Origin of the sequence: Streptacidiphilus sp. MAP12-33, from assembly GCF_041261265.1 — a bacterium.
GTDB lineage: Bacteria > Actinomycetota > Actinomycetes > Streptomycetales > Streptomycetaceae > Streptacidiphilus.
The window spans coordinates 49,396-76,380 of sequence record NZ_JBGCCA010000008.1; the positions used below are offsets into that span (position 1 = coordinate 49,396).

25 protein-coding genes are annotated in these 26,985 nt (G+C 72.9%); 16 read left to right on the top strand and 9 right to left on the bottom strand.

Annotation, left to right across the window (positions count from 1 at the left end; genetic code table 11):
* Positions 1 to 192: 192 nt before the first annotated feature.
* The 4 genes from ABH931_RS10465 to ABH931_RS10480 are packed head-to-tail and all read left to right on the top strand — an operon-like array spanning position 193 to position 5,443.
* A complete protein-coding gene (locus ABH931_RS10465; RefSeq protein ID WP_370112066.1) occupies positions 193 to 2,916 on the top strand; it encodes a GNAT family N-acetyltransferase in 2,724 nt (907 codons plus the stop codon).
* Between the two features lie 31 nt (positions 2,917 to 2,947).
* Complete coding sequence (locus tag ABH931_RS10470; RefSeq protein ID WP_370112067.1) at positions 2,948 to 3,541, top strand: DUF5998 family protein; 594 nt, start codon at positions 2,948 to 2,950, stop codon at positions 3,539 to 3,541.
* 47 nt (positions 3,542 to 3,588) lie between these two features.
* On the top strand, positions 3,589 to 4,773 hold the full coding sequence (locus ABH931_RS10475) for an alkaline phosphatase family protein (protein ID WP_370112068.1): 1,185 nt from the start codon (positions 3,589 to 3,591) through the stop codon (positions 4,771 to 4,773).
* On the top strand, positions 4,766 to 5,443 hold the full coding sequence (locus ABH931_RS10480; protein WP_370112069.1) for a thymidine kinase: 678 nt from the start codon (positions 4,766 to 4,768) through the stop codon (positions 5,441 to 5,443). Before ABH931_RS10475 ends, ABH931_RS10480 begins: the two co-directional genes overlap by 8 nt.
* A 238-nt stretch (positions 5,444 to 5,681) precedes the next feature.
* Here ABH931_RS10480 and ABH931_RS10485 read toward each other — a convergent pair whose 3' ends face one another.
* Both ABH931_RS10485 and ABH931_RS10490 read right to left on the bottom strand, forming a co-directional pair.
* A complete protein-coding gene (locus ABH931_RS10485; protein WP_370112070.1) occupies positions 5,682 to 6,590 on the bottom strand; it encodes an alkaline phosphatase family protein in 909 nt (302 codons plus the stop codon).
* A 145-nt stretch (positions 6,591 to 6,735) separates the two neighbouring features.
* Positions 6,736 to 7,515: a VOC family protein gene (locus ABH931_RS10490; RefSeq protein WP_370112071.1), complete on the bottom strand. Its 780-nt coding sequence runs from the start codon at positions 7,513 to 7,515 to the stop codon at positions 6,736 to 6,738.
* 235 nt (positions 7,516 to 7,750) lie between these two features.
* On the opposite strand from ABH931_RS10490, the gene ABH931_RS10495 reads away from it, so the two are divergent.
* Positions 7,751 to 8,605, top strand: a complete 855-nt coding sequence (locus ABH931_RS10495) for a sulfurtransferase (RefSeq protein WP_370112072.1) — start codon at positions 7,751 to 7,753, stop codon at positions 8,603 to 8,605.
* Between the two features lie 503 nt (positions 8,606 to 9,108).
* Here the strand turns inward: ABH931_RS10495 and sepH are convergent.
* On the bottom strand, positions 9,109 to 10,206 hold the full coding sequence (gene sepH / locus ABH931_RS10500; RefSeq protein WP_370112073.1) for a septation protein SepH: 1,098 nt from the start codon (positions 10,204 to 10,206) through the stop codon (positions 9,109 to 9,111).
* 437 nt (positions 10,207 to 10,643) lie between these two features.
* Here sepH and ABH931_RS10505 point away from each other — a divergent pair, with 437 nt between their 5' ends.
* Positions 10,644 to 11,525 carry a hypothetical protein gene (locus tag ABH931_RS10505; protein WP_370112074.1) on the top strand — a complete coding sequence of 294 codons (882 nt, stop codon included), beginning with the start codon at positions 10,644 to 10,646 and terminating at the stop codon, positions 11,523 to 11,525.
* A gap of 10 nt (positions 11,526 to 11,535) precedes the next feature.
* Here ABH931_RS10505 and ABH931_RS10510 read toward each other — a convergent pair whose 3' ends face one another.
* Together ABH931_RS10510 and ABH931_RS10515 are read right to left on the bottom strand one after the other, a co-directional pair.
* Entirely contained in the window at positions 11,536 to 12,852 is a 1,317-nt protein-coding gene (locus ABH931_RS10510; RefSeq protein ID WP_370112075.1) for a D-arabinono-1,4-lactone oxidase, read from the bottom strand.
* Positions 12,803 to 14,074 carry an MFS transporter gene (locus ABH931_RS10515; protein ID WP_370112076.1) on the bottom strand — a complete coding sequence of 424 codons (1,272 nt, stop codon included), beginning with the start codon at positions 14,072 to 14,074 and terminating at the stop codon, positions 12,803 to 12,805. Before ABH931_RS10515 ends, ABH931_RS10510 begins: the two co-directional genes overlap by 50 nt.
* A gap of 129 nt (positions 14,075 to 14,203) precedes the next feature.
* Here ABH931_RS10515 and ABH931_RS10520 point away from each other — a divergent pair, with 129 nt between their 5' ends.
* Together ABH931_RS10520 and ABH931_RS10525 are read left to right on the top strand one after the other, a co-directional pair.
* On the top strand, positions 14,204 to 15,352 hold the full coding sequence (locus ABH931_RS10520) for a ferrochelatase (protein WP_370112077.1): 1,149 nt from the start codon (positions 14,204 to 14,206) through the stop codon (positions 15,350 to 15,352).
* 67 nt (positions 15,353 to 15,419) lie between these two features.
* On the top strand, positions 15,420 to 16,226 hold the full coding sequence (locus ABH931_RS10525) for an inositol monophosphatase family protein (RefSeq protein ID WP_370112078.1): 807 nt from the start codon (positions 15,420 to 15,422) through the stop codon (positions 16,224 to 16,226).
* A 260-nt stretch (positions 16,227 to 16,486) separates the two neighbouring features.
* Here ABH931_RS10525 and ABH931_RS10530 read toward each other — a convergent pair whose 3' ends face one another.
* Entirely contained in the window at positions 16,487 to 16,672 is a 186-nt protein-coding gene (locus tag ABH931_RS10530; protein ID WP_370112079.1) for a hypothetical protein, read from the bottom strand.
* A gap of 387 nt (positions 16,673 to 17,059) precedes the next feature.
* On the opposite strand from ABH931_RS10530, the gene ABH931_RS10535 reads away from it, so the two are divergent.
* The 5 genes from ABH931_RS10535 (at position 17,060) to ABH931_RS10555 (ending at position 21,861) form a co-directional block, all read left to right on the top strand.
* The gene (locus ABH931_RS10535; protein ID WP_370112080.1) at positions 17,060 to 17,713 is read left to right on the top strand and encodes a response regulator transcription factor; all 654 of its coding nucleotides are present in this window, start codon (positions 17,060 to 17,062) and stop codon (positions 17,711 to 17,713) included.
* Positions 17,714 to 17,716: 3 nt separating this feature from the next.
* On the top strand, positions 17,717 to 19,006 hold the full coding sequence (locus ABH931_RS10540; protein ID WP_370112081.1) for a sensor histidine kinase: 1,290 nt from the start codon (positions 17,717 to 17,719) through the stop codon (positions 19,004 to 19,006).
* A 255-nt stretch (positions 19,007 to 19,261) separates the two neighbouring features.
* Positions 19,262 to 20,242, top strand: a complete 981-nt coding sequence (locus ABH931_RS10545; protein ID WP_370112082.1) for an acyl-ACP desaturase — start codon at positions 19,262 to 19,264, stop codon at positions 20,240 to 20,242.
* A gap of 433 nt (positions 20,243 to 20,675) precedes the next feature.
* Positions 20,676 to 20,975 (top strand): DUF4193 domain-containing protein, encoded by a 300-nt coding sequence (locus tag ABH931_RS10550; RefSeq protein WP_042363734.1) that lies wholly within the window; start codon positions 20,676 to 20,678, stop codon positions 20,973 to 20,975.
* 79 nt (positions 20,976 to 21,054) lie between these two features.
* Entirely contained in the window at positions 21,055 to 21,861 is an 807-nt protein-coding gene (locus tag ABH931_RS10555) for a hypothetical protein (protein ID WP_370112083.1), read from the top strand.
* A 200-nt stretch (positions 21,862 to 22,061) separates the two neighbouring features.
* Here the strand turns inward: ABH931_RS10555 and ABH931_RS10560 are convergent, their stop codons facing one another.
* Positions 22,062 to 22,520: a DUF3093 domain-containing protein gene (locus ABH931_RS10560; RefSeq protein WP_370112084.1), complete on the bottom strand. Its 459-nt coding sequence runs from the start codon at positions 22,518 to 22,520 to the stop codon at positions 22,062 to 22,064.
* Between the two features lie 78 nt (positions 22,521 to 22,598).
* Here ABH931_RS10560 and ABH931_RS10565 point away from each other — a divergent pair, with 78 nt between their 5' ends.
* From ABH931_RS10565 to ABH931_RS10575, 3 genes are read left to right on the top strand one after another with little or no spacing between them, the layout of a single operon-like run.
* Positions 22,599 to 23,186, top strand: a complete 588-nt coding sequence (locus ABH931_RS10565) for a PaaI family thioesterase (protein ID WP_370112085.1) — start codon at positions 22,599 to 22,601, stop codon at positions 23,184 to 23,186.
* On the top strand, positions 23,183 to 23,701 hold the full coding sequence (gene dut, locus ABH931_RS10570) for a dUTP diphosphatase (RefSeq protein ID WP_370112086.1): 519 nt from the start codon (positions 23,183 to 23,185) through the stop codon (positions 23,699 to 23,701). Before ABH931_RS10565 ends, dut begins: the two co-directional genes overlap by 4 nt.
* Before the next feature lie 2 nt (positions 23,702 to 23,703).
* On the top strand, positions 23,704 to 24,468 hold the full coding sequence (locus tag ABH931_RS10575; RefSeq protein WP_370112087.1) for a DUF3710 domain-containing protein: 765 nt from the start codon (positions 23,704 to 23,706) through the stop codon (positions 24,466 to 24,468).
* Between the two features lie 168 nt (positions 24,469 to 24,636).
* Here the strand turns inward: ABH931_RS10575 and ABH931_RS10580 are convergent, their stop codons facing one another.
* On the bottom strand, positions 24,637 to 26,067 hold the full coding sequence (locus ABH931_RS10580; protein ID WP_370112088.1) for an amidase: 1,431 nt from the start codon (positions 26,065 to 26,067) through the stop codon (positions 24,637 to 24,639).
* A 102-nt stretch (positions 26,068 to 26,169) separates the two neighbouring features.
* Positions 26,170 to 26,955, bottom strand: a complete 786-nt coding sequence (gene nagB, locus ABH931_RS10585; protein WP_370112089.1) for a glucosamine-6-phosphate deaminase — start codon at positions 26,953 to 26,955, stop codon at positions 26,170 to 26,172.
* Positions 26,956 to 26,985: the final 30 nt, after the last annotated feature.

The following is a 26,985-nucleotide window of genomic DNA, read 5'->3' on the forward strand; positions in this document are numbered from 1 at the left end:
TTCGGAACATTCGGCTCCAGGGCGGAACCTCGCTCCTATGTTGTCTAGACCATTCTCGCACGCCTTCCGCACCGGCGGACCGTCCCGCTCCGGTTCGGGACGAAGAGGGGTCCAACGTCCCGCCGGAAAGGACGTTCGCGACCCTTCTGCGTCGCACCGTACCCGCGCGGCTTCCGCGGTTAACCTGGGCGGGTGAGCGAGAGCGCCGAGAGCGGCGAGAGCTATCCGGCCCACTGGGAAGCCGACATCGTGCTGCGCGACGGCGGCACGGCCCGGATCCGCCCGATCGTCCCGGACGACGCGGACCGGCTGGTCGACTTCTACCAGCAGGTCTCGGACCAGTCGAAGTACTACCGCTTCTTCGCCCCTTACCCGCGCCTGTCCGCCAAGGACGTCCGCCACTTCACCCACCACGACTTCGTCGACCGGGTCGGGCTCGCCGCGCTCGTCAACGACCAGTTCATCGCGACGGTCCGCTACGACCGCATCGACGAGACCGGGCGCCCCTCCGGGACAGGCACCGAGGCGGAGGTCGCCTTCCTGGTCCAGGACGCCCACCAGGGGCGCGGCGTCGCCTCCGCGCTGCTGGAGCACGTCGCCGCGACCGCCCGCGAGCGCGGCATCCGCCGCTTCGTCGCCGAGGTGCTGCCCGAGAACCGCAAGATGGCCAAGGTCTTCACCGAGGCCGGCTACATCCAGCAGCGCAGCTTCACCGACGGAGTGCTCCACTTCGAGTTGGACCTCGCGCCCACGCAGGAGTCCCTCGCCGTCATGCGCGCCCGCGAGCACCGCGCCGAGGCGCGGTCGATGCAGCGGCTGCTCGCGCCGCGCTCGGTCGCGGTGATCGGCGCCGGGCGCAACCCCGTCGGCGTCGGCCGGACGCTGCTGCGCAACCTGCTGGCGGGCGGGTTCACCGGTCCCCTCTACGCGATCAACCCGGCCGCGGCCGACCCGGCGGTCGGCCTCACCGAGCTCGACGGGGTGCCCGTCCACGCCGCCATCGCCGACGTGGCGGAGCCCGTCGACCTCGCGGTCGTCGCCGTCCCCGCCGAGCAGGTGCCCGACGTCGTCGCCGACTGCGGCGCGGCGGGCGTGCGCGGGCTGGTCGTGATCACCGCCGGCTACGCCGAGACCGGCCTCGACGGCCGCGCCCGCCAGCGCGAGCTGGTCCGGCAGGCGCGGGCCGCCGGGATGCGGGTACTCGGACCGAACGCCTTCGGACTGATCAACACCGACCCGGCGGTGCGGCTCGACGCCTCGCTCTCGCCGCAGCTGCCCAGGCGCGGACCGCTCGGCATCTTCACCCAGTCGGGCGCGATCGGCGCGGCGCTGCTGGAGGCCGCGCACCGGCGTGGGCTCGGCATCTCCTCCTTCGCCTCGGCGGGCAACCGGGCGGACGTGTCCGGCAACGACCTGCTGCAGTTCTTCGAGGAGGACGAGGCCACCGGCGTCGCCCTGCTCTACCTGGAGTCCTTCGGCAACCCGCGCAAGTTCAGCCGGCTGGCGCGGCGCGTGGCCGCGCGCAAACCGCTGGTGGTGGTCAAGGGCGGCCGCGACACGCGCAGCATCCCCGCCGGGCACGCGGCGGCGATCCGGCGGATGGCCGACACGACCGTCGACACCCTCTTCCAGCAGGCCGGGGTGATCCGCGTCGACACCATCACCGAGCTGTACGACGCGGCTGACCTGCTCGCCCACCAGCCGCTCCCGGCCGGACCGCGCCTGGCGATCGTCGGCAACTCCGACTCGGTGGGTCTGCTGACCCACGACGCGGCCCTGGGAGCCGGGCTCCAGCCGCTGCTCCCGCACGACCTCACGACCAGCGCCACCCCCGACGACTTCCGGCGGGGTCTGCGGGCGGCGATCGACCGGCCGGACAGCGACGCGGTCGTCGCCGTCGTGATCCCGCCGATCGGCGCGGGCGGCTTCCCGAGCTTCCCCGGCTCGGGCCTGATCAGCCGCACCCACCTGCCCTCGGCGGCGGAGCGCGCCCCCGTCCTCGACCTCGCCCCGCTGGCGGACGCCCTCCGCGACAGCGCGGTGCAGGCCCGCGAAGCGGGCAAACCACTGGTCGTCGTCCACCTGGCCATGCAGGAGCTGGTCGACCTCGTCAACGCCCACGCCACGAGCGGCCCGGCGGAAACCCCGGCCGAGGCCCCGAGCGCACCCGCTGCCCCCGGCGCGGGGAGCGCGTCTGTGGGCGCGACCACCCTCCCGGGCTCCCCTGCCTCTCCGCCCCCCGGTGGCTGCGCCGCCGGCGGCGCTGGGCAGGTGCCCGGGTATCCGAGGCCGGAGCGGGCGGTGCGGGCGCTCGCGCATGCCGCGCGGTACGCGCAGTGGCGGGTGTGGAGTGCCGAGCCGCGGACGTTCCCCGAGTTCGACGACGTCGCCGAGCAGCAGGCGCGGGCCATCGTCGCCGAGGCGCTCACGGGCCGGAAGGAGGCCGAGCTGAACGCGGCCACCGCCGCCCGGCTGCTGGCCTGCTACGGCGTGCCGATCGCCCCGGGAGCGAGTGAGCCGGAACCCGGCTCCGTCGACACCACCGTCTCCGCCAGCGTCGACCCCGCCGTCGGCGCGATCCTCTCCTTCGGGCTCGCGGGCGTCGCCTCCGAGCTCCTCGGCGACGTCGCACACCGGCTCGTTCCGGCCACCGCCGCCGAGGCCGCCGCGCTGATCAGGGAGATCAAGGCCGCGCCGCTGCTCTTCGGCTGGCGCGGCTCCGAGCCGGTGGACACCGAGGCACTGGAGCTGCTCCTGCTGCGGGTGTCCCAGCTCGTGGACGACCTGCCGGAGGTGGCCTCCCTCACGTTGGAGCCGGTACGGGTGGGGCGCAAGGGCCTGACGGTGCTGGGAGCGGAGGTGCGACTGGCCCGCCTGCCCGCGCGGACCGACCTCGGACCGCGCGCGCTGGCATGAGCCGGGCCCGGCTCGTGCCAGGATGGTAGGTATGGCGAAGACCGGTACGACGACCACCACCCAGGGGCTGCGCTCCGCGATCGAGCGCAGCGGCTACTACCCGACCCTCGTCTCCGAGGCCGTCGAGCAGGCCGTGGGCAACGAGGGTGTCGAGGCCTACCTGGTGCACCAGGAGACCACCTTCGACGCCAACGAGGTCCGCCGCCACGTCACCGTGCTCGTGCTGACCGACACGCGCTTCATCGTCAGCCACACCGACGAGCAGGGCGCGGACGACACCTCGCCGGTGCCCTACGCGACGACCTCCACCGAGAGCGTCAAGATCGGCCGGATCTCGTCGGTCGTCGTCAGTCGCGTCGTGGCCAACCCGGAGACGTATGTCCGCGGCTCGCTGCCGCGCGAGGTCGTGCTGACGATCGGCTGGGGCGCCGTCTCCCGGATCGACCTGGAGCCCGCCGCCTGCGGCGACCCGAACTGCGACGCCGACCACGGTTACACCGGCTCCACCACCGCCGACGACCTCTCGCTGCGCGTCAGCGAGGCGGGCGACGGCCCGGAGACCGTGGGCCAGGCGCTCGCCTTCGCCCGCGCCCTCTCCGAGGCCACGGCACGAACTGCGGACTGAGTCCCGACGCCCTCCGCAGTCCGTCCGCGTCCCGTAGAAACGACTTGATGACTCTCCCTCACACCGCCGCGCCCGTCCCGGCCTACGGCACGGCCGCCCTCGCGGACGTCCTGCCCGCCGTCGCCGCGGGTCTCGGGCTCACCGAGGCCGACGGCGTGCCCGCGACGGGGTTGCGGCTGCCCGCCGCCGACCGCGTCTGTGTCTTCCTGATCGACGGCCTCGGCTGGGAGCTGCTGCGCGCGCACCCCGACGAGGCGCCGTTCCTCACCTCGCTGCTCCCGAGCTCGCTCGCGGGTACCGGCCGTCCGCTGACCGCCGGCTTCCCCGCGACGACGGCGACCAGCCTGGCCTCCTTCGGCACCGGCCGCCCGCCGGGCGAGCACGGTCTGGCCGGGTACATGGTCCGGATCCCCGGCGAGCGCCGGCTGATGAACCAGCTGCGCTGGCAGCCGCACGTCACCCCGCGTACCTGGCAGCCCTACCAGACGGTCTTCCAGCGCGCCCACGCGGCAGGCGTCAGGACCAGCCAGGTGTCCTCGCCGACCTTCGAGTTCACCCCGCTCACGGAGGTCGCCCTCTCCGGCGGCGAGTTCCTCGGCCGGCTGACCGGCGAGGAGCGGATGGACCTCGCGGCCGAGCGCCTCGCCGCCGCCGATCGCGCCCTCGTCTACACCTACTACAGCGAGCTCGACGGCATGGGCCACCGCCACGGCGCCGCCTCCGACGCGTGGCGCGGCCAGCTGATGGCCGTGGACCGGCTCGCCCAGCGCCTGGCCGAGCAGCTGCCGCCGCGCTCCGCGCTCTACGTCACCGCCGACCACGGCATGGTCGACGTGCCGACGGACCCGGCCTCCGGTGCGCGCATCGACATGGACGCCCCCGAGCAGGAGGACCTGCGCGCGGGCCTGCTCCTGCTCGGCGGCGAGGGCCGTGCCCGCCACCTCTACGCCCGCCCGGGCGCGGAGGCCGACCTGCTGGCGACGTGGCGCGAGCGCCTCGGCGACCGGTTCTGGATCGCCTCGCGCGACGAGGCGATCGACGCGGGCTGGTTCGGCCCCGTCGTGGAGGACCGGGTGCGCGGGCGCATCGGCGACGTCGTCGCCGTGGCCGCGTCCGAGGCGGCGATCACCGCGACCCGTCGCGAGCCGGGGGAGTCGTCGATGGTCGGCATGCACGGCTCGCTGCTCGACTCCGAACTGCTGGTGCCGCTGCTGGAGGTGCGTCGTGGCTGAGCTGGTCTTCTTCTCCGGGACCATGGACTGCGGCAAGTCGACGCTGGCGCTTCAGATGGACCACAACCACCGCGCCCGCGGCCGCCGCGGCATCATCTTCACCCGCAACGACCGCGCGGGCGCGGCGACGCTCTCCAGCCGCCTCGGGCTCAGCACGCAGGCGGTGGAGGTGGACGACGGCCTCGACTTCCACCACCACGTGGTCAAGCTGCTCTCCGCCGGCGAGCGGATCGACTACCTGATCTGCGACGAGGCCCAGTTCTTCGACGCGGGCCAGGTCGACCAGCTGGCCCGGATCGTCGACGACCTCGCCATCGACGTCTTCACCTTCGGCATCACCACGGACTTCCGCACCCGGCTCTTTCCGGGCTCGGCGCGGCTGATCGAGCTGGCCGACCGCGTCGAGGTCCTCCAGGTCGAGGCCCTGTGCTGGTGCGGCGCGCGGGCGACGCACAACGCCCGTACGGTGGGCGGCGTCATGGTCGTCGAGGGCGCGCAGGTCGTCGTCGGCGACGTGGCCGTCAACGAGGACCAGGTCGGCTACGAGGTCCTGTGCCGCAGGCACCACCGCAAGCGCATGACGTCCGCGACGGCCCGCGCGGGCGCCCTCTCCCCGGACGTCCTCCCCTTCGACGCGGCCACCCCCATCCCGGGCCAGCACCACCACTAGGCACACGGGTCAGTCGCACGACCCAGGGGCGCGGGGCTCTGCCGATGTGCGGCTCCTCCCCCAGCCTTCGGCCGGGAGGTGTCCCATGCGTGGGCGCGAGCAACCACCGGCGTGCGGATGGCCCTGCGCGCCCCGGACCATCTGCTCATCGGTGGCTTGTCGCGCGGTTCCCCGCGCCCCTGGCAGAGCGCAACTGCCTCTTCGTGCACAGGGCCCTCGCCCTGGACCGGGTGCAGGCTCAGGCCGGCTGGAACGCTTCCGCGTCGTTCCGGGCCGCGGCCGCGGCGAAGGGGAGGCCGTCCAGGGTCCAGTGCCGGTCCGGGGCGAGGCCCAGGGAGGCGAAGACCTGGGGGACGACGTCCACGTGGCGCAGCGGCGCCGTGATCGCGCCGGGGGTGAACTCCGGGCCCGCGCAGGCGATCCACGCGGTGCGCTCCAGCACGCTGTCGCCGCCGTGGCCGCCCTCGTCGACGTGGCCGTGGTCGGTGACCACGATGACCGTCCAGTCCTCGTCCGCGTAGGTGGGGCGGGAGCGGACCGCGTCCAGGAGCAGGCCGAGGCGCGCGTCCGCGCGCAGGATCGCGGCGCGGTAGTCCGCGCCGCAGCCGCGAAGGTGCGCGGTCTCGTCGACCGCGCCGAGGTAGACGAAGGAGGCCTCCGGGTCCTCGTCCCGCAGGACCGCGACCGCGTCGCGGACCATGCGCTCGTCGACGGCCTCCCAGTCCTCGCAGGTCTCCGCCGCCGGGGCGACGAAGCTGAGCCGTCCGGGCCCGTTGAACAGCGGGCCGCCGCTGCGCGCCAGCACGAGCGGTTCCCATGCCGCGGCGACGTAGGTGCGGCGGCCGAAGCCGTGGGTGAGGCGGGTCAGGAAGTCGGGGAAGACCGCGAGCCGGTGGCCGGTGAAGTCGTTGTTCCACACCGCGTGCTTGGTGACGTGGACGCCGGTGGCGATGGTCGCCCAGCACGGGCCCGACATGGTGGGGGTCCCGGCGTCGATCTCGACCGGGGCCAGGAAACCGGCGGTGGCGATCTCGTCCAGGCGCGGCGTGTCCAGCTCGCCGAGCAGGTCGAGGCGGACGCCGTCGATACCGACGACGAGGACCCGGCGGGCACGCGCGTGCGGGTCGGACTGGTGCGGGAGGTGCATGTGGTGCCCCTGGGCTTCGTCGGGCGAACAGGCGAACGGACTTCCGTCACCCTAACGGGGACCCAGGGGGTTGGAAAGCGCTTTCCATGCATGGATGCCGGTGAACTTGTCAGGACAAGTTGGTGAAGTCCAGGTGGCGCCCCGCTCACGCCTCGGCGAGCCGGACCAGCGCGAACTGGCCGCCCTGCGGGTCGCGCAGGAACACCGACGTGCCGTAGCGGGCGGGCGGCGGCGAGTACTCCAGGCAGCCGCCCAGCTCGACAGCGGTCTTGACCGAGGCCTCCAGGTCGGCGACGGAGAAGTAGACCCGCCAGCGCGGACGCGGATCGTCCTCTCCGGCCTCGCGGATGCCGGCGACCCGGTGGCCGCCGTAGCGCAGCAGGATCGCACCGTCCTCGTGCCCGATCTCGGCGAGGCCCGCCTCGACCGCCGCGAGCCCGAAGACCTTGGCGTAGAAGTCGGAGGAGTCCAGCGGCGAGGGCGTGCGCAGCTCGCTCCAGACCACCGAGCCGGGCGCGCGCCGCAACTGCCAGCCGTAGTGGACCCGTGGCTGCCACAGGCCGAAGACCGCCCCGGCGGGGTCCGCCGCGATCACCAGCCGGCCGGCGTCGTCCACGGAGTCCATCGGGCCGAGGGCGACCGTGCCGCCGCAGTCGCGCACCCGGCCGGCGATCTCGTCCGCGCTGTCCACGGCGAAGTACGTGATCCACTCGACCGGGAAGTCGACCGAGTCGTTGAGCTGCCCGATCCCGGCGACGAACAGGTCGTTCACCGTGGCCCGCACGTACGGGCCGAGCCGGCCGGGCCCGCGCTGGAACTCCCAGCCGAGCAGGTCGGCGTAGTACGCGCTGGCCGCGTCGAGGTCGTGCGCCATCAGGCTCACCCAGCAGGGGGTACCCTGCGGCAACCGCAAGCTCTCCGTCACCCCCCTGATGCTGCCATCCCCGGCGTGCGAGCGCTGCGGTTGGCGCGAGATTGTCCCCTGACGAGGTGTATCCGGCGGTCGGACAAAACCACAGGTCACAGCGGTGGGACGGCGAGGCGGGGCGGCAAGCCGCAGGTCAGCGGGTCCTTGAGGGGCGCTTGAGCGTCCCGGTGGGCGGGACGCCCGGCCCAAGCCGGGCTTTTGCCGGGTGAGGCCGCGTCCGGATACTGGGGCCATGACTGAGCCCGCCAACCCACTGATCCGCGCCGCCGAGCTCGCCGCCCTTCTCGCGTCGGACGAGCCGCCCGCCCTGCTGGACATCCGCTGGAGCCTCGGCGGCCCGCCCGGCGCGGAGGAGTACGCGAAGGGCCACGTGCCGGGCGCGCACTACGTCGACCTCGACCGCGAGCTCGCCTCCGCGCCCGGTGCGGCAGGCCGCCACCCGCTGCCCGCTCCCGGGGTACTGCAGGCCGCGTTGCGGCGCGCGGGGGTGCGCGCGGACCGTGAGGTCGTCGTCTACGACGCGGCCACCTCCATGTCGGCGGCCCGCGCCTGGTGGCTGCTGCGGTGGGCCGGGCACGACCGGGTGCGCGTCCTGGACGGCGGTCTGCAGGCCTGGACGGAGGCGGGTCACCCGCTCTCGCTGACGGAGCCGGCCCCGGAGCCGGGCGACTTCACCGTTGTCCCCGGCGCGATGCCGACGACCGACGGCGACGGCGCGGGGGCCTGGGCGGACGGGCCGTCCCGGGTCCTGCTGGACGCTCGCGCGGGCGAGCGCTACCGGGGCGAGACCGAGCCGGTCGACCCGCGGGCGGGCCACATCCCCGGCGCGACCTCCGCTCCGACGTCGGACAACGTGGACGCCTCCGGCCGCTTCCTGCCTCCGGCAGACCTCGCCACCCGCTTCCGCGCGCTGGGCGTGCGCGAGGACACGGAGATCGCCGTCTACTGCGGCTCCGGCGTCACGGCCGCGCACGAGGCGCTGGCGCTGGAACTCGCGGGCCTGCGGTCGACGCTCTACCCGGGCAGCTGGAGCGAGTGGTCGGCCGACGCCTCCCGCCCCGCGGCGACGGGTCCCGACCCCCGCTGAGGCGCGTAGCGCTCTGTAGGGGCGCGGGGCTCTGCTCGAGCAACCACCGGCGTGCGGATGGCCTTGCGCGTTCGGTGCTCTACCCGGGTGGGTGGCTTGTCGCGCAGTTCCTCGCGCCCCTGGGCGGTGCAACTACCTGCGGGAGGTTGGGTGACCGTGGTTGCGTTCGCGCGGTGGAGCTGCAGGTCAGCGGAGCCTTGCGCGCCTGGGTGGTGCAACGGCCTGCGGGGGCTTGGGTGACCGTGGTTGCGTTCGCGCGGTGGAGCCGCAGGTCAGCGGAGCCTTGCGCGCCTGGGTGGTGGAACGGCCTGCGGCAGCTTGGGTGACCCTGGTCGCGTTCGCGCGGTGGAGCCGCGGATCACCGGAGCCTCGCGCGCCTGGGTGGTGCAACGGCCTGCGGCAGCTTGGGTGACCCTGGTCGCGTTCGCGCGGTGGAGCCGCGGATCACCGGAGCCTCGCGCGCCTGGGTGGTGGAACGGCCTGCGGGGGCGGAGCCGCAGGCGTCAGTCCTGCTTCTTGCGGCGGGTGCCGAAGACGATCTCGTCCCAGCTGGGCACAGCTGCCCTGCGGCCGGGGCGGACGCCGTCCGCTTCCGCCTGGCGGTCGGTGGAGCCGATGAGGCGGTCGCGGTGGGGGGTGGCCATGCGGGGCATGAGGACGTCGGCGTAGGCCGCGCCCGCGCCGGCGGCAGCCGCAGGCGGGATCTCCGCCTCGGACGCGGTCAGCGTGGACTCGTCCGGCAGCGCCGAGGGCAGCGGGGTGGGGAGCACGTCGAGGAAGTCGACGGTGTCCAGCTGGTCCGCGACCGACGCGGCCGCAGCGGCGCTCGCCGCAGGCGACACCGCGGGCTCGGGGGCGCGCTCGACCCGCTCGGGCCGCTCCAGCGACAACCGCTCGATCGACGGGCGCTCCGGCGCGTGCGGGCGCATGCCCATGCCGCGGTCGGCTCCGGGCAGACGGGCGATGCGGGGGACGAAGGGGTGGGTCGGCTCGGCCGCCAGCGCGGGCGACTCGCCGATCAGCGCGCGGGCCTCGTCGTCGACGGGCTGGACCAGGCGACGTGGTGGGTCGTAGGTCCAGCGCGCCTGACGGTCCGTCGCGTCGACGCGGAAGGTGAGGATGATCTCCCAGGTTCCGTCGTCGCGACGGAAGGAGTCCCAGAGCGTGCTGTCCTTGTCCGCGCCGCGCAGCAGCAGGCGCTCGGCGACGGCGTCGCCGAGTTGCGGGCCGGTGGACTCGCCCGCGCGGCGCACAGCCGTCTTGCGGGCGCGCTCGGCCATGAACGCGCGCTCGGCCAGGACCGGGCCCTCGAAGCGGCGGACGCGCTCGACGGAGATGCCGGCCTGCTGGGCGACCTCCTCGGCCGTCGCGCCGGCGCGGATACGGGCCTGGATGTCACGGGGGCGGAGGTGGCTCTCGACGTCGATCTGGCCGAGCCGGGGCCGGTCGCCACGCACGGCGGCGCGCAGGCGCTCGTCAATCGGAAGGAAGTATTCCGTCGAATCGGCAGCCTTGAGCACCAGTCGTGAGCCGTCACTGCTGACGGCTACGACGCGCAGTTCGGGCACGGTTACCTCCCGGGTGGTGCCTGCCGACGTCACCTGCGTCGCTGCTCCCGTAACGAGTGTGGCGTGCCGACGGGCGGCGGACCACAACATTGCAGAGTTACCCGGCGGGTCAGCCTCGGTCCGCGACTCACCGTTATGGCACAGTTACTTCTTTTGACTGCCTGTCACTGTTCCATTGCTTCGACTCCCGGGCGTCGCGTCTTGCGCGGCGAGCACCCCGGGACGAGCGTCGCCGACCGCACGCAGCCGGGCGTCACGCAACACTACTCCAAACGTGGGCCCCGAATGGTGCGGCTCGCGCCTCAAGTCTGCCGCGAATCGCTGGATTCTCAAGGGTCGCCACTCCGATGGCGGTCGTCCGCGCGGCTTACGGTGATCATCTTCACACATTTCGGCCATCCGGAACCACGAGGTCCTTCGAACGGTCGTACTTGGTGCACCATGGACAAAGGCAGCATCGAGGGGCATTGATGGAGGATCTGGACAACAAGGGTGGAGAGCCCAGGCGCAGAACCCTCGATCTCAGCCTGACGCAGGTGGTCTCGAGCGCGCTCGCGGCGGTGGTCGGCGCGGTGCTCGCCTCCCAGTTGGGGGTCTACGGGACGTTCCTCGGGGCGGCCGTGGTCAGTATCGGCGCCACGACCGGCTCGGCCGTGTTCCAGCACGTGTTCCGGCGTACCGGAGAACAGTTCCGGGAGATGACCACGACGCCGGTTCCGGTCGACCAGGTGCGGCAGGCGGAACACGCCGCCGGTCCGGAGGAGACGCGGGTCTTCGACCCGTTCGATCCGGGTGGCGAGCACACCCGGATGATGGCGCGAATCAGCCCCCCTGGGCAGGGCGAGGCGGTGACCGTCTACCGCGGGCGCACCAACGTCAAACCCAAGAGCTGGAAGGTCTACGCGGTCACGGCCGCGATCGTCTTCGCGCTCGCGATGGCGACCGTCGGCGTCATCGAACTCGCGTCCGGCAAGCCCGCGTCGCACTTCTTCGACGGCGGGGGCGGTGGCAAGCCGGGCGGCGGCAACTCCGCACCGGCGAACCCGTCGCCGGGCGCGTCCAGCGAGAACGCCGGTGGCACCGGCGGCCAGAAGGACGGCGGCGCCTCGCCGGATGCGGGCACGTCGTCGAGTCCTGGTGCGAGCACGAGCACGAGCCCGCACCCGAGCGGGAGCACCGGCCCGACATCGGGTCCCACCCCTCCGACGTCGAGCCCGCAGTCCTCCTCGGGCACCGGCAACTCGGGTACCGGCAACTCCGGCACCGGCAACTCGGGCTCCGGGGACTCGGCTTCGGGGTCCGGCACGTCGGGCGACGCGGCGATGCCGCAGGGCGCGCCGCCGTCGCCCTGACCGGCGCGGTCTACTCGCCCAGCACGCGCCGCAGGTAGTCGTTGGCGAAGCGGCGCTCCGGGTCCACCTTGTCGCGCAGGGCGGTGAAGTCGCCGAAGTGCGGGTAGACGCCGGCGAGGTACTCCGCGTCGCGGGTGTGCAGCTTGCCCCAGTGCGGGCGTCCCTGGTGGGCCGTCATGATCCGCTCCACCTCGGTGAAGTAGCTCTGCTGCGCGGTCCCCCGGTACAGGTGCACCGCGATGTACGCGGTGTCGCGGCCGTTCGCCGTGGAGAGCCACAGGTCGTCGGCGGGGGCGACGCGGACCTCCACGGGGAAGGAGACCTTCCAGTCCGAGCGCTCCACCGCGCGCTTGAGCTCGCGCAGGACCGTCGTGGCGGCCTCGCGCGGCACCGCGTACTCCATCTCGACGAAGCGGACCCGGCGCGGGCTGGTGAACACCTTGTAGGACACGTCGGTGTAGGTCCGGTCCGACCAGGTCCTGCTGGCGATCCGCGCGATCGTCGGGATCGACTTCGGGAAGGCCCGGCCGACCCGGCAGGCGCCCTCCCAGACGGTGTTGGACAGGAAGTCGTCGTCGAGCCAGCGCTTGAACTCGGGCAGCGGCGCGGCGGGGCCGGTGCTGCGGTTGTTGCGCTTGGTGGTGCAGCCCTCGGTGTGCGGGAACCAGTAGAACTCGAAGTGCTCGTTGCCGTTGGCCAGTTCGTCGAAGCGGGTGACCACCTCGTCGAAGGACATCGGCGCTTCCTTCGCCGTCAGCAGGAAGGCCCGCTCCACCCCGAAGGTGATCGCGCTGACGACGCCCAGGGCGCCCAGTCCCAGCCGTGCGCCCTGGAACAGCTCGGCGTTCTCGGTGGGCGAGCACTGCACGACCGTGCCGTCCGCGAGGACGATCTCCAGCGCCCTGATCTGCGCGGCGAGTGAGCCGGAGGCACGGCCGGTGCCGTGGGTGCCGGTGCTGGTGGCCCCGGCGACCGTCTGCACCATGATGTCGCCCATGTTGCTCAGGGCGAGGCCGGCGTGCTCCAGCAGCTGGTTGAGCCGGGACAGGGGCAGCCCCGACTCGACGGTGACGGTGCCGGCCTTGTGGTCGATCCCGCGGATCGCGGTCAGACCGTCCGGGCGGACCAGTATCCCGTCGGTCGCGGCGATCGCGGTGAACGAGTGGCCGCTGCCGACCGCCTTGACCGGGAGTCCGGCGGCCGCCGCGCCGGTGATCGCCTCGGACAGCTCCGTGACGGAGGCGGGGGTCACCACCCGCCTCGGACGTGCCGTCTGGTTACCGGCCCAGTTGCTCCACCGGCCTGGCTGGGTCGTCTGACTCGACACGTGTGCCCTCCCGCTGCTCCGGCGCCGAGCGCAGTCGGCGCGACCCGAGGAACGCCGTGACGGCCGACAGACCTGCCGCGGTCACCGTCACCCAGTAACCGGCCGAGGCGCCCGCGCCGTCCACCACCCAGCCCGCGGCCGAGGAGCCGAAGGCCACCCCCACCGCGAGGCCGGTGGTGGTCCAGGTCATGCCCTCGGTCAGCTTGGCCGTCGGCACGATCCGTTCCACCAGGGCCATGGTGGTGACCATGGTGGGGGAGATGGACAGTCCGGCGACGAACAGGGCCGCCGCCAGCGTCACGAGGTTCTTCACGAATAGCAGCGGCAGCATACTCACCGCGAGCGTGAGGATTCCTGTGAGAAAGCGGCGAGAGAGCTGACCCTTGAGCTTCAGTGCGCCGAAGACGATCCCGGCGACGCAGGAGCCCAGCGCGTAGATCGCCAGGACCACGGAGGAGAGCGCCTTGTGGTGCAGGTGGTCCGCGAAGGCCACCGTGGTCACCTCGACGCTGCCGAAGACCGCGCCGACGCCCACGAAGGTCAGCACCAGCACCAGCAGGCCGCGGGTGCGCAGCGCGGAGCCGCCTTCGGCGCTGCGGGCGTGCGGGTGGACCGGCGGCTCGGTGCCGGTCTGGGTGCAGAACAGCAGGGTGCCGACGGCGAGCAGGACGGTCGCCAGCAGCGGCCCCGCCTCCGGGAACCAGGAGGTGGACAGGCCCACGGCCAGGATCGGGCCGACGATGAAGACGACCTCGTCCACGACCGACTCGAACGAGTAGGCGGTGTGCAGCAGCGGGGAGCCCTGGTAGAGGTAGGCCCAGCGGGCGCGGACCAGCGAGCCGATCGCGGGCATGCAGCCGACCACGAGCGCGCAGACGAACAGGGTCCAGTCGGGTGCGCCGAAGGCGGCGCAGAGCAGCAGCGCCCCCAGTGCGGCCACGGTGACGCCGGTCGCCCGCAGGGCGATCCTGGTCTGGCCGTAGCGGTCGACCAGCCGGGCCACCTGCGGCCCGAGCAGGGCCGCGGCCAGCGCGATGGTCGCGGAGACCGCCCCGCCGAGCGCGTAGTCGCCGCGCAGCGCCGAGAGCATGGTCACCAGGCCTATGCCGACCATCGACATCGGCATCCGCGCGATGAATCCGGCGGCGGAGAACGCGAGGCTGCCGGGGGCCTCGGCGAAGATCCGGCGGTATGTGGAGAGCGCGGACAGCGCGGCGGACACAGACAGCTCCGTAAGGGATATGGGTGGTTTAGACAGCTTACGGGGCTGCGTCGACGTGAGCCCAGAGGAAATCTCAGAGGGTGGGCGCCTGTCGCGATCGCCCGACGGGCGCGTGCAAAGATCGGAGACATGTCCGACGCGCATGCCCCCTACGACGCCCTGCTCCTGCTCTCCTTCGGCGGCCCCGAGGGCCCGGAGGACGTCGTGCCCTTCCTGGAGAACGTCACCCGGGGACGCGGCATCCCCAAGGAGCGCCTGGCCGAGGTCGGGCAGCACTACTTCCTCTTCGGGGGCGTCAGCCCGATCAACGCCCAGAACCGGGTGCTGCTGGCGGCGCTGCGCGCCGACTTCGCCGACCACGGTCTGGATCTGCCCGTCTACTGGGGCAACCGCAACTGGGCCCCCTATCTCGTGGACACGCTGCGCGAGATGGCGGCGGACGGCCACCGCCGGGTGCTGGTGCTGGCCACCAGCGCCTACGCCAACTACTCCGGCTGCCGCCAGTACCGGGAGAACCTCGCCGCCGCGCTCACCGCGCTCCGCGAGGAGGGGGCGCCGGGTGCGGCCGGGCTGCGGCTGGACAAGCTGCGGCTGTTCCACAACCACCCCGGCTTCGTCGAGCCCATGATCGAGTCCACACTCGCCGCGCTGGACTCCCTGCCGCAGGCGGTGCGGGCGGGCGCGCGTCTGGCCTTCACCACGCACTCCATCCCGGACACGCTGGCCGACAGTTCCGGCGCGCCCGGCGATCCGGCCCGGGTCGCCGGCGCCCACGGCGGCGCGTACGTCGCGCAGCACCGGGAGGTCGCCCGGCTGATCGCCGAGGCGGTGGCGCAGGCGACAGGCGTCGCGGAGCGACCGTGGGAGCTGGTGTACCAGAGCCGCAGCGGCGCCCCGCACATTCCGTGGCTGGAGCCGGACATCTGCGACCACCTGGAGGCGCAGCACGCCGACGGTGCGGCAGCGGTGGTCATGGTGCCGATCGGTTTCGTCTCCGACCACATGGAGGTCGTCTACGACCTCGACACCCAGGCCCGCGAGAAGGCGGAGGAACTCGGCCTCCCCGTCGCCCGCGCGGCCACGGTCGGCGCGGACCCGCGCTTCACCGCGGCGGTCCGCGATCTGGTCCTGGAGCGCGCGGCCCGCGAGCGCGGCGAGGCGGTCACCCCCTGCGCGCTGGGCGCGCTGGGCGCCTCCCACGACGTCTGCCCGGTCGGCTGCTGCCCCGCCGCGCGCGGCGCGGCCCCGGCGGCGGCGGGCGAGGAATGGACCGACTGAGCCGGTCGCACCACCCCGAGCCCTGCCGCCCCTGGCATCTGCCGCTACCCCTATGAGGAGACAGCTGATGACGAACCATCAAACTCTCTACGCCGAACTCCTCGACGTCGCGGTCGAAGCCGCGGCGCGGGCCGGGGTGCTGCTCAAGGACGGCCGCCCGGCCGATCTCGGGGTCGCGGCGACCAAGAGCAGCGCGGTCGACGTGGTGACGGAGATGGACCTCGCGGCCGAGAAGCTGATCACCGAGATCCTTGCCGAACGCCGCCCGGACGACGGGCTGTTGGGCGAGGAGGGCGCCTCGCGGGTAGGGACGAGTGGGGTGCGCTGGGTGATCGACCCGCTCGACGGGACGGTCAACTACCTCTACGGCCTGCCCGCTTGGGCGGTCAGCATCGCAGCCGAGCTGGATGGCGAGGTCGTGGTCGGCGTCGTCGAGATCGCGCCGCGCGGCGAGCGCGTGCAGGCGGTGCGGGGGCAGGGTGCGACGCTGAACGGTCAGGCCCTGGCCGTCCGGACCGCGCCCCCGATGGACCGGGCACTGATCGGCACCGGCTTCGGTTACCTGCGCGACCGCCGCGCGCACCAGGCGGAGGTCGTCGCGGCGCTGCTGCCGCGGGTCCGCGACATCCGTCGCGGCGGGTCGGCGGCGGTGGACCTCTGCGACGTCGCCGCGGGGCGGCTGGACGGGTACTACGAGCGCGGGCTCAACCCGTGGGACTACAGCGCCGGCGCGTTGATCGCCGCGGAGGCGGGCGCGCTGGTCTCGGGCCGGCCGGGCCTGCCCGCGAGCCCCGAACTCACCGTCGCGGCCCCCACGGGACTCTTCGAGCCCCTCCGGTCCGCCCTCGAATCCCTCGGCGCCTGGCACGACTGAGAGAGCCGGTCGCACTCTCCAGGGGCGTGGGGCTCTGCCGATCTGCGGCTCGGCCGCGGGGCGCGACAAGCCGCCCTGGGCCTCGGGATCCCGAGCGGACCGGGCCGTCTGCCTGGCGTGGGTTTCTCGCGCCCACGCGGCGGAGCCGCAGATCGGCAGAGCCTCGCGCCCCTGAGGGCCCTACGGGCCAGACGAAACCGCCCCGGACGGGGTCCGGGGCGGGGAAGGTGCGGGGCGAGGGTTGGGTGGGACCGGAAGGTCTAGGCGGCGGTGCGCGGAGCGCTGGGCATCAGTTCGATGCCGTGCTCCGCGGCGAGGCGGCGCAGGTCGTCGAGCTCGGACTGTTCGACCTCGGCCAGGAAGTCGTCACCCGACTCCAGGGCCCGATGCAGGTCCTGCTCGGCGTTGCGAATGCGCTGGAGGATGCCGGCGGTGAAGGCGTCCATGAGGCGTGACCCCCTTGCTGGTGTCGTGGCGGCCCCGGGCTCAACGGGGAACCCGGCGCGGATGGCCGCACGGCGGGCGGGTGCGACACACGTGGGACTGGAGCGCCGACAGCGCCTGTGCATCGCGGGTGTAATCAGCGTCCTCCCCAAGCCGCTCGACGGGGAAACCTCGGCGGGAAAGCGAATTGGGTCACACTCGCTCCGCACGACCCCGGCTCGGGCCGGGCGCCGGCCGAGTGTCGACCGAGTGCCGGCGTCCTTCCTCGTCACGCCCTGCTTACCAGTGCTTTACGGAGGGGCGAGGCAGGATGGAACCCTGGCCGGACTTGCCGGACAGGCCCGTGCGTGCGCCCCTGCCAGGGCGTGCCCGCTCCGAAAGGATCCTTGGTGCGAGTTCTCGTGGTCGAGGACGAGCAGTTGCTCGCCGACGCTGTCGCCACCGGTCTGCGCCGTGAGGCCATGGCCGTGGACGTGGTCTACGACGGCCAGGCCGCGTTGGACCGGATCGCCCTCAACGAGTACGACGTCGTGGTGCTCGACCGGGACCTCCCACTGGTCCACGGTGACGACGTCTGCCGCAAGCTGGTCGAGGAGGCGCTGCCGACCCGCGTGCTGATGCTGACGGCCGCCGGTGACATCAGCGACCGGGTCGAGGGCCTGGAGCTCGGGGCCGACGACTACCTGCCGAAGCCGTTCGCTTTCAGCGAACTCGTCGCGCGGGTGCGGGCGCTGGGGCGGCGGGCGACGACGCCGCTGCCGCCGGTGCTGGAGCGGGCCGGGATCACGCTGGACCCGGGCCGCCGGGAGGTGCTGCGCGAGGGCAGGCCGATCGCGCTGGCGCCCAAGGAGTTCGCGGTGCTGGAGGTGCTGATGCGTGCCGGTGGGGCGGTGGTCTCCGCCGAGCAGCTGCTGGAGAAGGCCTGGGACGAGCACACCGACCCGTTCACCAACGTCGTCCGGGTCACCGTGATGACGCTGCGGCGCAAGCTCGGCGAGCCGGCCGTGATCATCACCGTGCCGGGCTCGGGATACCGGATCTGAGCCGTGGCCAGTGCAGACGCCCCGGGCGGGTCGACCGACCGCGCCGACCACATCGACATCAGGGAGTCGCTGCTCCCCTTCCGTCCCACCCTGCGCATCCGGCTGACCATGTTCTACGGCGGGATGTTCCTGCTCGCCGGGCTGATCATGGTCCTGGTCATGTACCTCTTCGTCGACCAGGCCTTCGGCAGTGCCACGCAGATGCCGCCGATCAGCCTGGGCGCGAACGTGCAGGTGCACCTCTCCGACGGCACGCCGCTGACCGGTGACCAGCTGCGCCAGTACCTGGACGCCTACCAGCGCGCCCACACCGACGCGGCGCTGCACCTGCTGGTGTGGAAGTCGCTGGCCGCGCTGCTCGCGCTGCTGATCCTGGCGGTCTTCTTCGGCTACGCCATGGCCGGGCGCGTGCTCAGCCCGCTCGGGCGGATCACCCGCACCGCGCGGCAGGTGGCCTCCTCCGACCTGCACCGCAGGATCGAGCTGGACGGGCCGGACGACGAGCTCAAGGAGCTCGCCGACACCTTCGACGACATGCTGGACCGGCTCGACCGGGCCTTCGAGTCGCAGCAGAAGTTCGTCGCCAACGCCTCGCACGAGCTGCGCACACCGCTGGCGATCAACCGCACCCTGCTGGAGGTGCAGCTCTCCGACCCGGCCGCGCCGCCTGAGCTGACGCAGCTCGGCAAGACGCTGCTGGCCACCAACGAGCGCAGTGAGCAGCTGGTCGAGGGCCTGCTGCTGCTGGCCCGCAGCGACAACGAGCTGACCGAGCGCAAGCCGGTGGACCTGGTGGAGGTGGCACGGCAGGCGCTGGAGCAGACCCGGGGCGAGGCCGCCGCGCGCGGCGTGCGGATCCGCTCGGTGCTGCCGCAGGGCGCGGGCGAGGTGATGGTCTCCGGCAACGGCGTCCTGCTGGAGCGGGTGGCGCTGAACCTGGTCCAGAACGCGGTCAAGTACAACCTGCCGGAGGACGGCTGGGTGGACGTGCAGGTCCACGCGGCGGTGAACGGCGGCGGGGAGCTCGTGGTCGTCAACAGCGGCCCCGTGGTGCCCGGCTACGACATCGAGAACATATTCGAGCCGTTCCGGCGCGGGAAGGGCCGCGAGCGCACGCGGAGCGACAAGGGCGTCGGCCTCGGCCTGTCGATCGTGCGCTCGGTCGTGCGGGCGCACAACGGCTCCATCGAGGCCGTGCCGCGCGCCGAGGGCGGCCTGCTGATCCGCGTCCGGATCCCGGCCGCGAAGGCGCCCACGCTGCCGCCCACGCCCGCCAGGGGCGCCATCGGCTGAGGCGCGCCTCCATCCACCGACCGGCCGACCTGCGGCGCGGCGGAATTCACCCTTCCGCGCCGTGGGTCGGCCGTCGTTTGCCGACCGGCAAGTAACTAAATGCCCAGCGTGTGACGTGTGCCCGTGGCCTTGCCAGCGCTCGACTCGTCAACCTACGGTGGCGTAACCTACGGAACCGTAGGTGAGAGTGCTCCACGCCGTGTGCACCGCCGTCCGCAGTGCCGCACTGCGAGCCGTACCGAGAGTTGGATTGCCGTGACGATCGCCCCCGACCGCCCCGCCGGCCGCACCCACTGGTCCGACGCGCAGCTCCTCAACGCGCTGGAGGAGGTCGTCGAGCGCGAGCTCAACCGGCACCAGGGCGTGGCCAAGGAATGGATGCCGCACGAGTACGTGCCGTGGAGCCTCGGGCGCGACTTCGACGGGCTGATGGGCGGCGAGGCCTGGGCCGTCGAGCAGTCCAAGGTCACCGACGTCGCGCGGGTCTCCCTGGTGGTCAACCTGCTCACCGAGGACAACCTCCCGAGCTACCACCACGAGATCGCCACCATGTTCGGCCGCGACGGCGCCTGGGGCACCTGGGTGCACCAGTGGACGGCCGAGGAGGGCCGCCACGCGATCGTCATGCGCGACTACCTGCTGACCACGCGCGCGGTGGACCCGGTCGCGCTGGAGCGGGCGCGGATGACGCACATGGCCGAGGGCTTCGAGTCGGACAACAACCACTCGATGCTGCACTCGGTGGCCTACGTGGCCTTCCAGGAGCTCGCCACCCGCATCTCGCACCGGAACACCGGCCACAACTCGGGCGACCCCCTCTGCGACCGGATGCTGGCCCGGATCGCCACGGACGAGAACCTGCACATGGTCTTCTACCGGAACCTGCTCGCGGCCGCCCTGGAGATCGCCCCCGACCAGGCCATGCGCGCCATCGCCGACGTGGTGACCGGCTTCCGGATGCCGGGCCACAGCATGCCGGGCTTCGAGCGCGCGGCGGTCCAGATCGCCGTCGGCGGGATCTACAACCTCCGGATCCACCACGACGACGTGCTCCAGCCGGTGCTGCGCAAGCTGAAGGTCATGGAGGTCACCGGGCTGGGCCCGGACGGCCTGCAGGCCCAGCAGGAGCTCGGTGTGTTCCTGGAGGGCCTGGACACCCAGGCCACCCGCTTCGACGAGCGCCAGGCGGCCATTCTGGCCCGCCGCCAGGCCGCGCAGGAGCGCCGGGCGGGGTGACCGCTCGCAAAGCACACCTCGCGCAGCGTAGTGAGATGGCTCACCAGGCGTCCGACAAGTCCGGACTTTCCGCAACCGTGATGAACCTCACAAAGAGGTGTGTCACTGTGGGTGTGCGCACATTTTCAGCCAAAGTGGCTGGAGAAGGCTGATGACGGACAGTGATCGACGGGGTCGGCCGACGACCCTGTGGTTCCGGTGTTTCCGCTCGTCATGATCACGGTAAGTGGTCAGTGAAGGGTATCCGCCGGAACCCTCGTGACCTCCCCGAATCGACCACACGATCACCTCTTCGGGGGTCTGGTCGGGTGTCGATTGAGTAACGGGCCTTGAAGTAAGGCAAAATCTCGCCCTCGGGTCGGGCACAAGTCCGACTCCCTGCGCGTTACGTGCGCTGGAGACAACCGCAACACGCCCAAAGGGGGAGAGTGATATGGCGACTGACTACGACACCCCACGCAAGACCGACGACGACCTCGAATCGGACAGCATCGAGGAACTCAAGGCACGCCGGAACGAGAAGACGACCAGCTCGGTCGATGTCGACGAGTTCGAGGCTGCCGAGGGTCTGGAACTGCCCGGAGCGGACCTCAGCAATGAGGAGCTTTCCGTCCGGGTGCTTCCGCGCCAGGCCGACGAGTTCACCTGCTCGAGCTGCTTCCTGGTGCACCACCGGAGCCAGCTGGCCAACGAGAAGAACGGCCAGCCGATCTGCCGGGACTGCGCCGCCTGATCGAGCGGTGGAGGAAGGGGACTTCATGGGACCGTTCCGCAAGCCGCAGCGATCCGCCGGTGCCGGGCAGGGACCTGCCGTGGACAAGTCCGTCGAGGACGAGACCACGGCCGATCTCGCCCGGATCGCCGACGAGATGGAGGTCTGGGACGGGTCCGCGGGTGCGGATTCCGTCCCCACCGCCGAGCAGGGCCGTATGGCCGCGCTCGCGCGGAAGCTGGGGCGCAGCCTCGGCAGGGGTGCCAAGGGCAGTGCAGTCGGCCTGGCCGACAAGCTGATGACGGCGGCGCCCCGGATCAAGGTGCGCGACGTCGCGACGTTGCGTGCCCACCACCCCGACGCGCGCAGTGCGGAGGAGCTGGCCGACCGCATCGCTGCGGCCGGAGCCCGCGCCTCCGGCGCCGTCGGTGCGGGCGCGGGAGCAGCGGCGATGATGCCGGTGCCACCCGCGATGCCCGTCGAGATCGCGGCGGAGCTGCTCGCCGTCGCGGCGGTGGAGTTCAAGATGATCGCGGAGCTGTACGAGGCGTACGGCCAGCCCGCCCAGGGCACCGCGAAGCAGCGCTCGCTCGCCTACCTCTCGGTCTGGTCCGAGCGGCGTGGCCTGGATGTGGCCTCACCGGCCACGATCCTGGCCCTCAGCAAGAGCGCGGGCCTGCGCACGGCCCTGCGCAAACGCCTGACGCGCGCGGGCTTCCGCAAGCTGCCCTCGCTGACCCCACTGATGATCGGGGCCGCGGCGGGCGCCTACGTCAACCGCAGGGACACCGCGAAGCTCGCCGCGGAGATCCGCCGCGACCTGCGCGAGCGCGGCCCCTCGGACCCGTCCTACTGGCTCACCGCCCGCCCCGAACGCGAGGCCCTCCCGGGCGCCGGCGCGGACTGAGCGACCTTCCACGCCCGGCAGCCGCCCGCCTGCGGCCGCGAGGGACGCCGGCGTGCTCGTGGGCCTCGGCCCGCGCCCGCTGTGACACCCGCCGCCGTCGGGCCCCGTCGGGCCCTGCTCCAACGCGGAGGGCCTGCCCGGCCCTCCCCCTCACGAGGAGCCCGAGCAGGCCCTGAGACGCGCCTGTGCGGCCGCGGCGGCTACGGCGCGGCGGTGGCCGCCTCCTGGCGGGCCTGCTCCAGGGCCGCGGCGAGGCGGTCCGGGGTGCGGGTGGAGAGGTACAGGTAGGGCGTCGGGTCGTCCGGGTCGGTGACGACCACCCGCAGCGCGGTCGGGATGTAGCCGCGCAGCAGCATGAATGCTCGGGCGTCGGCCTTGGTCGTGCGCCAGGCGAAGGCCGCCTCCCGGTCCAGGGCCTCGGTCTCACCGAGGGCCGTGACGGGGATCTTGGCCTCGCCGGCCAGCAGGTGGCCCTGCGTGACGCGGATGCGCGGCGAGCCGTAGCTGCTCAGCAGCACCGCGCCGCCGACGCCGCCCGCGACCAGGCCCAGCAGGGCCGCGATCGGGCTGAACACCAGCAGCACGAGCATGAAGGAGATGCCGCAGCCCACCGGCAGCAGCCACAGGACCGCCGGGGCGGAGAGGCGTTCGTCGTACATGGGCACCATTGTGCGCCGCCCCCGCGGCGCGCCCGACCGCGGGGCGGGTGAAAGCCCTCCTGCCTGTAGGGTCGCGGGGTGACCGAAGCCGCACGCCCCAGCCTGACGCCGCCGCCGGACGCGGTTCCCCCCGTCCGGCACCCGGACGCGCCCGCGCCAGGGCAGCCGATCGAGCCGCACTACGAGTACTGCTTCGGCTGCGGCCCGGCCCAGCCGTCCGGCCTGCACCTGGCCGCGCGGGCCGGCGAGGGCGTGGAGATCTTCGCGGAGTTCACCGTCGCCTCCACCCACCAGGGCGGCCCCGGCCTGGCCCACGGCGGCGTGCTCGTCACGGCCATGGACGACGCGCTCGGCACGCTCAACTGGCTGCTGCACACCGCCTCCGTCACCGCGCGGCTGGAAACCGACTTCCGCCGCCCGGTCCCGGTCGACTCGACCCTGTACCTGCACACCTGGGTCGAGGCCGTGGCCGGTCGCAAGATCTACTGCCGCGGCGAGGCCCGCCTGGACGCTCCCGACGGCCCGGTCGCGCTGACCGCGCAGGCGCTGTTCATCCAGGTCCCGCTGGAGCACTTCGTCAACCACGGCCGTCCCGAGGACATCAAGGCGGCCATGGACAACCCCGACCTGTACAAGCGCGCCCGCGCCTTCGAGGTGAACCCGTGAGTTCCGACCTGCGCCCCGTCGACGTCCTGATCCGCAGGATCGACGAGGACCTGCCCGTTCCCGCGTACGAGCACCCCGGCGACGCCGGCGCCGACCTGCGGACCACCGTCGACGCCGTCCTGGAGCCGGGCGAGCGGGCGATCCTGCCGACCGGCATCGCCGTCGCGCTGCCGGACGGGTACGCGGCCTTCGTACACGCGCGCTCCGGTCTGGCCGCGCGCTGCGGTATCGCCCTCGTCAATGCCCCCGGAACGGTCGATGCCGGGTACCGTGGTGAGATCAAGGTGATCGTCGTCAACCTCGACCCGCGCGAGCGGGTGGTCTTCCACCGCGGGGATCGTATCGCCCAGCTGGTGGTCCAGCGGGTGGAGAAGGTCCGTTTCCACGAGGTGGCGGAACTTCCGGGGTCGGCACGCGCCGCAGGAGGCTTCGGGTCGACGGGGGGCCATGCCGCGGTTAGCATTCCCGCGGCCGGGCAGAAAGACTCTTCGGTACCCGACCGGGAAGGACAGTGACCGTGTTCCGTCGTCGCGCCAAGGGCGAGGACGCTGGCAATCAGCTCGACGAGCTGGCCGACGCCGACAGCAACGAGTTCGAGGACGCCTCCGACGTGGAGGGCGCCGAGGGTGGGCGGGTCGGCCTGCCGCCGGCGCCGCGTCCCGAGGGCCCCTTCGACATCTCCGAGGTCGACGACGCCAAGGACGGCCGGGTGGACCTCGGCGGTCTGCTGGTCCCCGGCGTCGACGGCATGGAGCTGCGGGTCGAGGTCGCGGGCGACGCGATCGTCGCGGCCACGCTGGTGCTCGGCAACAGCGCCATCCAGCTGCAGGCCTTCGCGGCCCCGCGCTCCGAGGGCATCTGGGGCGAGGTCCGTCAGGAGATCGCCGACGGCATCGAGCAGCAGGGCGGCGTGATCGACGAGGAGGAGGGCACGCTGGGCTGGGGCCTGCGCGCCCAGGTTCCCGTGGCTCTCCCGGACGGGACGCGCGGCGTCCAGCTGGTCCGCTTCGTCGGCTGCGACGGTCCGCGCTGGTTCCTGCGCGGTGTCATCAGTGGCCAGGCGGCCATGCAGGACGATGCGGCGGCGGTCCTGGAGCAGGTCTTCCGGCAGACGGTCGTCGTCCGCGGCGACTCGCCGATGGCGCCCCGCGACCCGATCGTGCTGCGCCTGCCCGAGGACGCCCAGATGGTCGCGGACGGCATGCCCCAGCAGGGGCGCCCCACCTCCGCGGGCGACCTCAACCCGTTCGAACGCGGCCCGGAGATCACCGAGGTCCGGTAAGCACCTCCCGCAGCCCGTTGCAGACGTCAGGGGCGCGAGGCCCTGCTCGATGAACTGCGTGCGCGACAAGCCACCGACGTGGTGAGTCGCCCAGCGAGCAGGGCCATCCGCACGCCGGTGGTTGCTCGCGCAGTTCCCCGCGCCCCTAGGTGTTGCAACGAGCCCTTGTCACCAAAGGCTGGGCTTGCGGGCGGCCCACGGCCGGGCGGACTCCAGCTGCGCCGAGAGCGAGATGAGCGTGCTCTCCTCGCCGTAGCGGCCGCCCAGCATGACGCCGATCGGGAGGCCGTCCGCCGTCCAGTGCAAGGGCAGGTTCACCGACGGCTGGCCCGTCGCGTTGTACAGCGGGGTGAACGGCGTGAACGCCGCGATCGCGTCGAACTCCGACGCCGGGTCGGCGTCGTTGCGGAGGCCGCCGACCAGGGCCGGGGGCTGGGCGAGGGTGGGGGAGAGGATCACGTCGTAGGCCTCCATCAGCTGGGAGACCAGCAGCCCCACCGCGCGGAACGCGTACAGCGCCATCGCGAAGTCGGGGCCCGAGACCTCGCGGCCGAGCGCCCGCAGGTGCCGCGTCAGCGGCATCAGCCGGGACTCGTCCTCCTCCGCCACCGGCGTCTGCGTCGCCATGACCGCCCAGACCTGGCCGAAGACGTTGCGCAGCGTGTCGTCCGCCGGCAGGTCCAGCGTCTCCACCGAGTGACCGAGAGACGCCAGCAGCTCCGCCGCCGACTCCGTCGCCGCCAGGCAGTCCGCATGGACCTCGACACCCGGCACCGGGGCCTGCGTCAGGACGGCCACCCGCAGCGTCCCCGGGTCCCGGTCCGCGAACCCGCGGAACGTCTCACCCGCGGCCAGCGACGGCGCCGCGTACGGCTCGCCCGGCATGCTGCCCGAAAGCACGTCCAGCAGAGCGGCGGCGTCCCGCACCGTGCGCGCCAGCGGCCCGGACGTCGAGAGCCCCGAGATGTCGTAGAACGTCGGCCCGGAGGCGACGCGTCCCCGGCTCGGCTTGATGCCGAACAGCCCGCACACCGAGGCGGGGATGCGGATGGAGCCGCCGCCGTCGCTGCCGTGGGCGAGCGGGGCCAGGCCCGAGGCCACCGCCGTGCCCGCGCCGCCGCTGGAGCCGCCGGCGGAGCGCTCCAGGTCCCAGGGGGTCCGGGCCGGGGGAGCGACGAGGTTCTCGGAGTAGCAGGGGAGCCCGAACTCGGGCGTCTGCGTCTTGCCGAGCAGCACCGTACCGGCCGCGCGCAGGCGGGTGACGACGTGGTCGTCGACGGCGGGGACGTTCTCCGCGTAGGCGACGGAGCCGAGCGTGGCCCGCACGCCCGCGACGAAGTTGAGGTCCTTGACCGGGACCGGGACGCCGAAGAGCGGCGAGAGCGGCCGCTCCTCGCGGCGGGCCTGTGCCGCATCGGTCTCGGCCTGGCGGGCCTGCTCCCGGGCGATGTCGCCGGTCACCGTCACGTACGCGCCGACCGTCTCGTTGAGCCGGTCGATCCGCTCCAGGTAGTGCTCGGTCAGTTCGACGGGGGAGAGCTTCCCCGTCGCGATCAGCTCGCCCTGCTCCAACGCGGTCAGGTCGTGCAGTTGGGTCATTCCCAGCCTCCTGGCGTTCCGTTGCTACCAACGGGTAGCTCCCGGCGCGATCCTCGCACCGGGAGCCGGAGACCCGCCAGGGCCGGGAGGCGAAAAGGAGGGTTACAGGCCCTGCCAGTGCGGCTTGGCCGCATAGGTCGCGCGGAAGTAGTCCGCCAGCTTCAGGTGGGCCGCCGCGGCCTCGTCGACGACGACGGTCGCGTGCCGGTGCAGCTGGAGCGCCGAGGCGGGGACGAGCGCGGAGACGGGGCCCTCGACGGTCGCGGCGACGGCCTCGGCCTTGCCCGCGCCGGTGGCCAGCAGGACCAGGTGGCGGGCGTCGAGGATGGTGCCGATGCCCTGGGTGATGACGTGGTGCGGCACCCGGTCGATGTCGTCGTCGAAGAAGCGCGCGTTGTCGATCCGGGTCTGCTCGGTGAGCGTCTTGATCCGGGTGCGCGAGGCCAGCGACGAGCAGGGCTCGTTGAAGCCGATGTGGCCGTCGGTGCCGATGCCGAGCAGTTGCAGGTCGACGCCGCCGGTGTCGGCCAGGGCCTGGTCGTAGGCCTCGCAGGCGGCGGTGATGTCGGCGGCGTTGCCGTCGGGGCCGAGGAACGAGGACTCGCCGAGGCCCAGCGGCTCGACGACCTCGCGCAGCACGACGGAGCGGTAGGACTCCGGGTGCCCGGCGGGCAGGCCGACGTACTCGTCGAGCTGGCAGATCCGGGCCCGGGCGGCGTCGACCGCGCCGGAGCGGACCTTGGCGGCGAGCGCGGTGTAGATCGGCAGCGGCGTCGAGCCCGTGGCCACGCCCAGAAGCGCGTCCGGCTTCCGGGTCAGCAGGTCGGCGATCGCCGTGGCGATGAGCTCGCCGCCCGCCGCGGCGTCAGGAACGATCACAACTTCCACGCTGGCCTACCGATCTGGAGAGGAGTGGCG

Excerpts from the sequence above, each read along its gene's own strand:
- ABH931_RS10470 (WP_370112067.1), top strand. The coding sequence starts at position 2,948 with ATGGCGAAGACCGGTACGACGACCACCACCCAGGGGCTGCGCTCCGCG.
- ABH931_RS10475 (WP_370112068.1), top strand. The coding sequence starts at position 3,589 with ATGACTCTCCCTCACACCGCCGCGCCCGTCCCGGCCTACGGCACGGCC.
- ABH931_RS10485 (WP_370112070.1), bottom strand. The coding sequence starts at position 6,590 with ATGCACCTCCCGCACCAGTCCGACCCGCACGCGCGTGCCCGCCGGGTC.
- ABH931_RS10495 (WP_370112072.1), top strand. The coding sequence starts at position 7,751 with ATGACTGAGCCCGCCAACCCACTGATCCGCGCCGCCGAGCTCGCCGCC.
- ABH931_RS10505 (WP_370112074.1), top strand. The coding sequence starts at position 10,644 with ATGGAGGATCTGGACAACAAGGGTGGAGAGCCCAGGCGCAGAACCCTC.
- ABH931_RS10520 (WP_370112077.1), top strand. The coding sequence starts at position 14,204 with ATGTCCGACGCGCATGCCCCCTACGACGCCCTGCTCCTGCTCTCCTTC.
- ABH931_RS10525 (WP_370112078.1), top strand. The coding sequence starts at position 15,420 with ATGACGAACCATCAAACTCTCTACGCCGAACTCCTCGACGTCGCGGTC.
- ABH931_RS10530 (WP_370112079.1), bottom strand. The coding sequence starts at position 16,672 with ATGGACGCCTTCACCGCCGGCATCCTCCAGCGCATTCGCAACGCCGAG.
- ABH931_RS10550 (WP_042363734.1), top strand. The coding sequence starts at position 20,676 with ATGGCGACTGACTACGACACCCCACGCAAGACCGACGACGACCTCGAA.
- ABH931_RS10560 (WP_370112084.1), bottom strand. The coding sequence starts at position 22,520 with ATGTACGACGAACGCCTCTCCGCCCCGGCGGTCCTGTGGCTGCTGCCG.
- ABH931_RS10580 (WP_370112088.1), bottom strand. The coding sequence starts at position 26,067 with ATGACCCAACTGCACGACCTGACCGCGTTGGAGCAGGGCGAGCTGATC.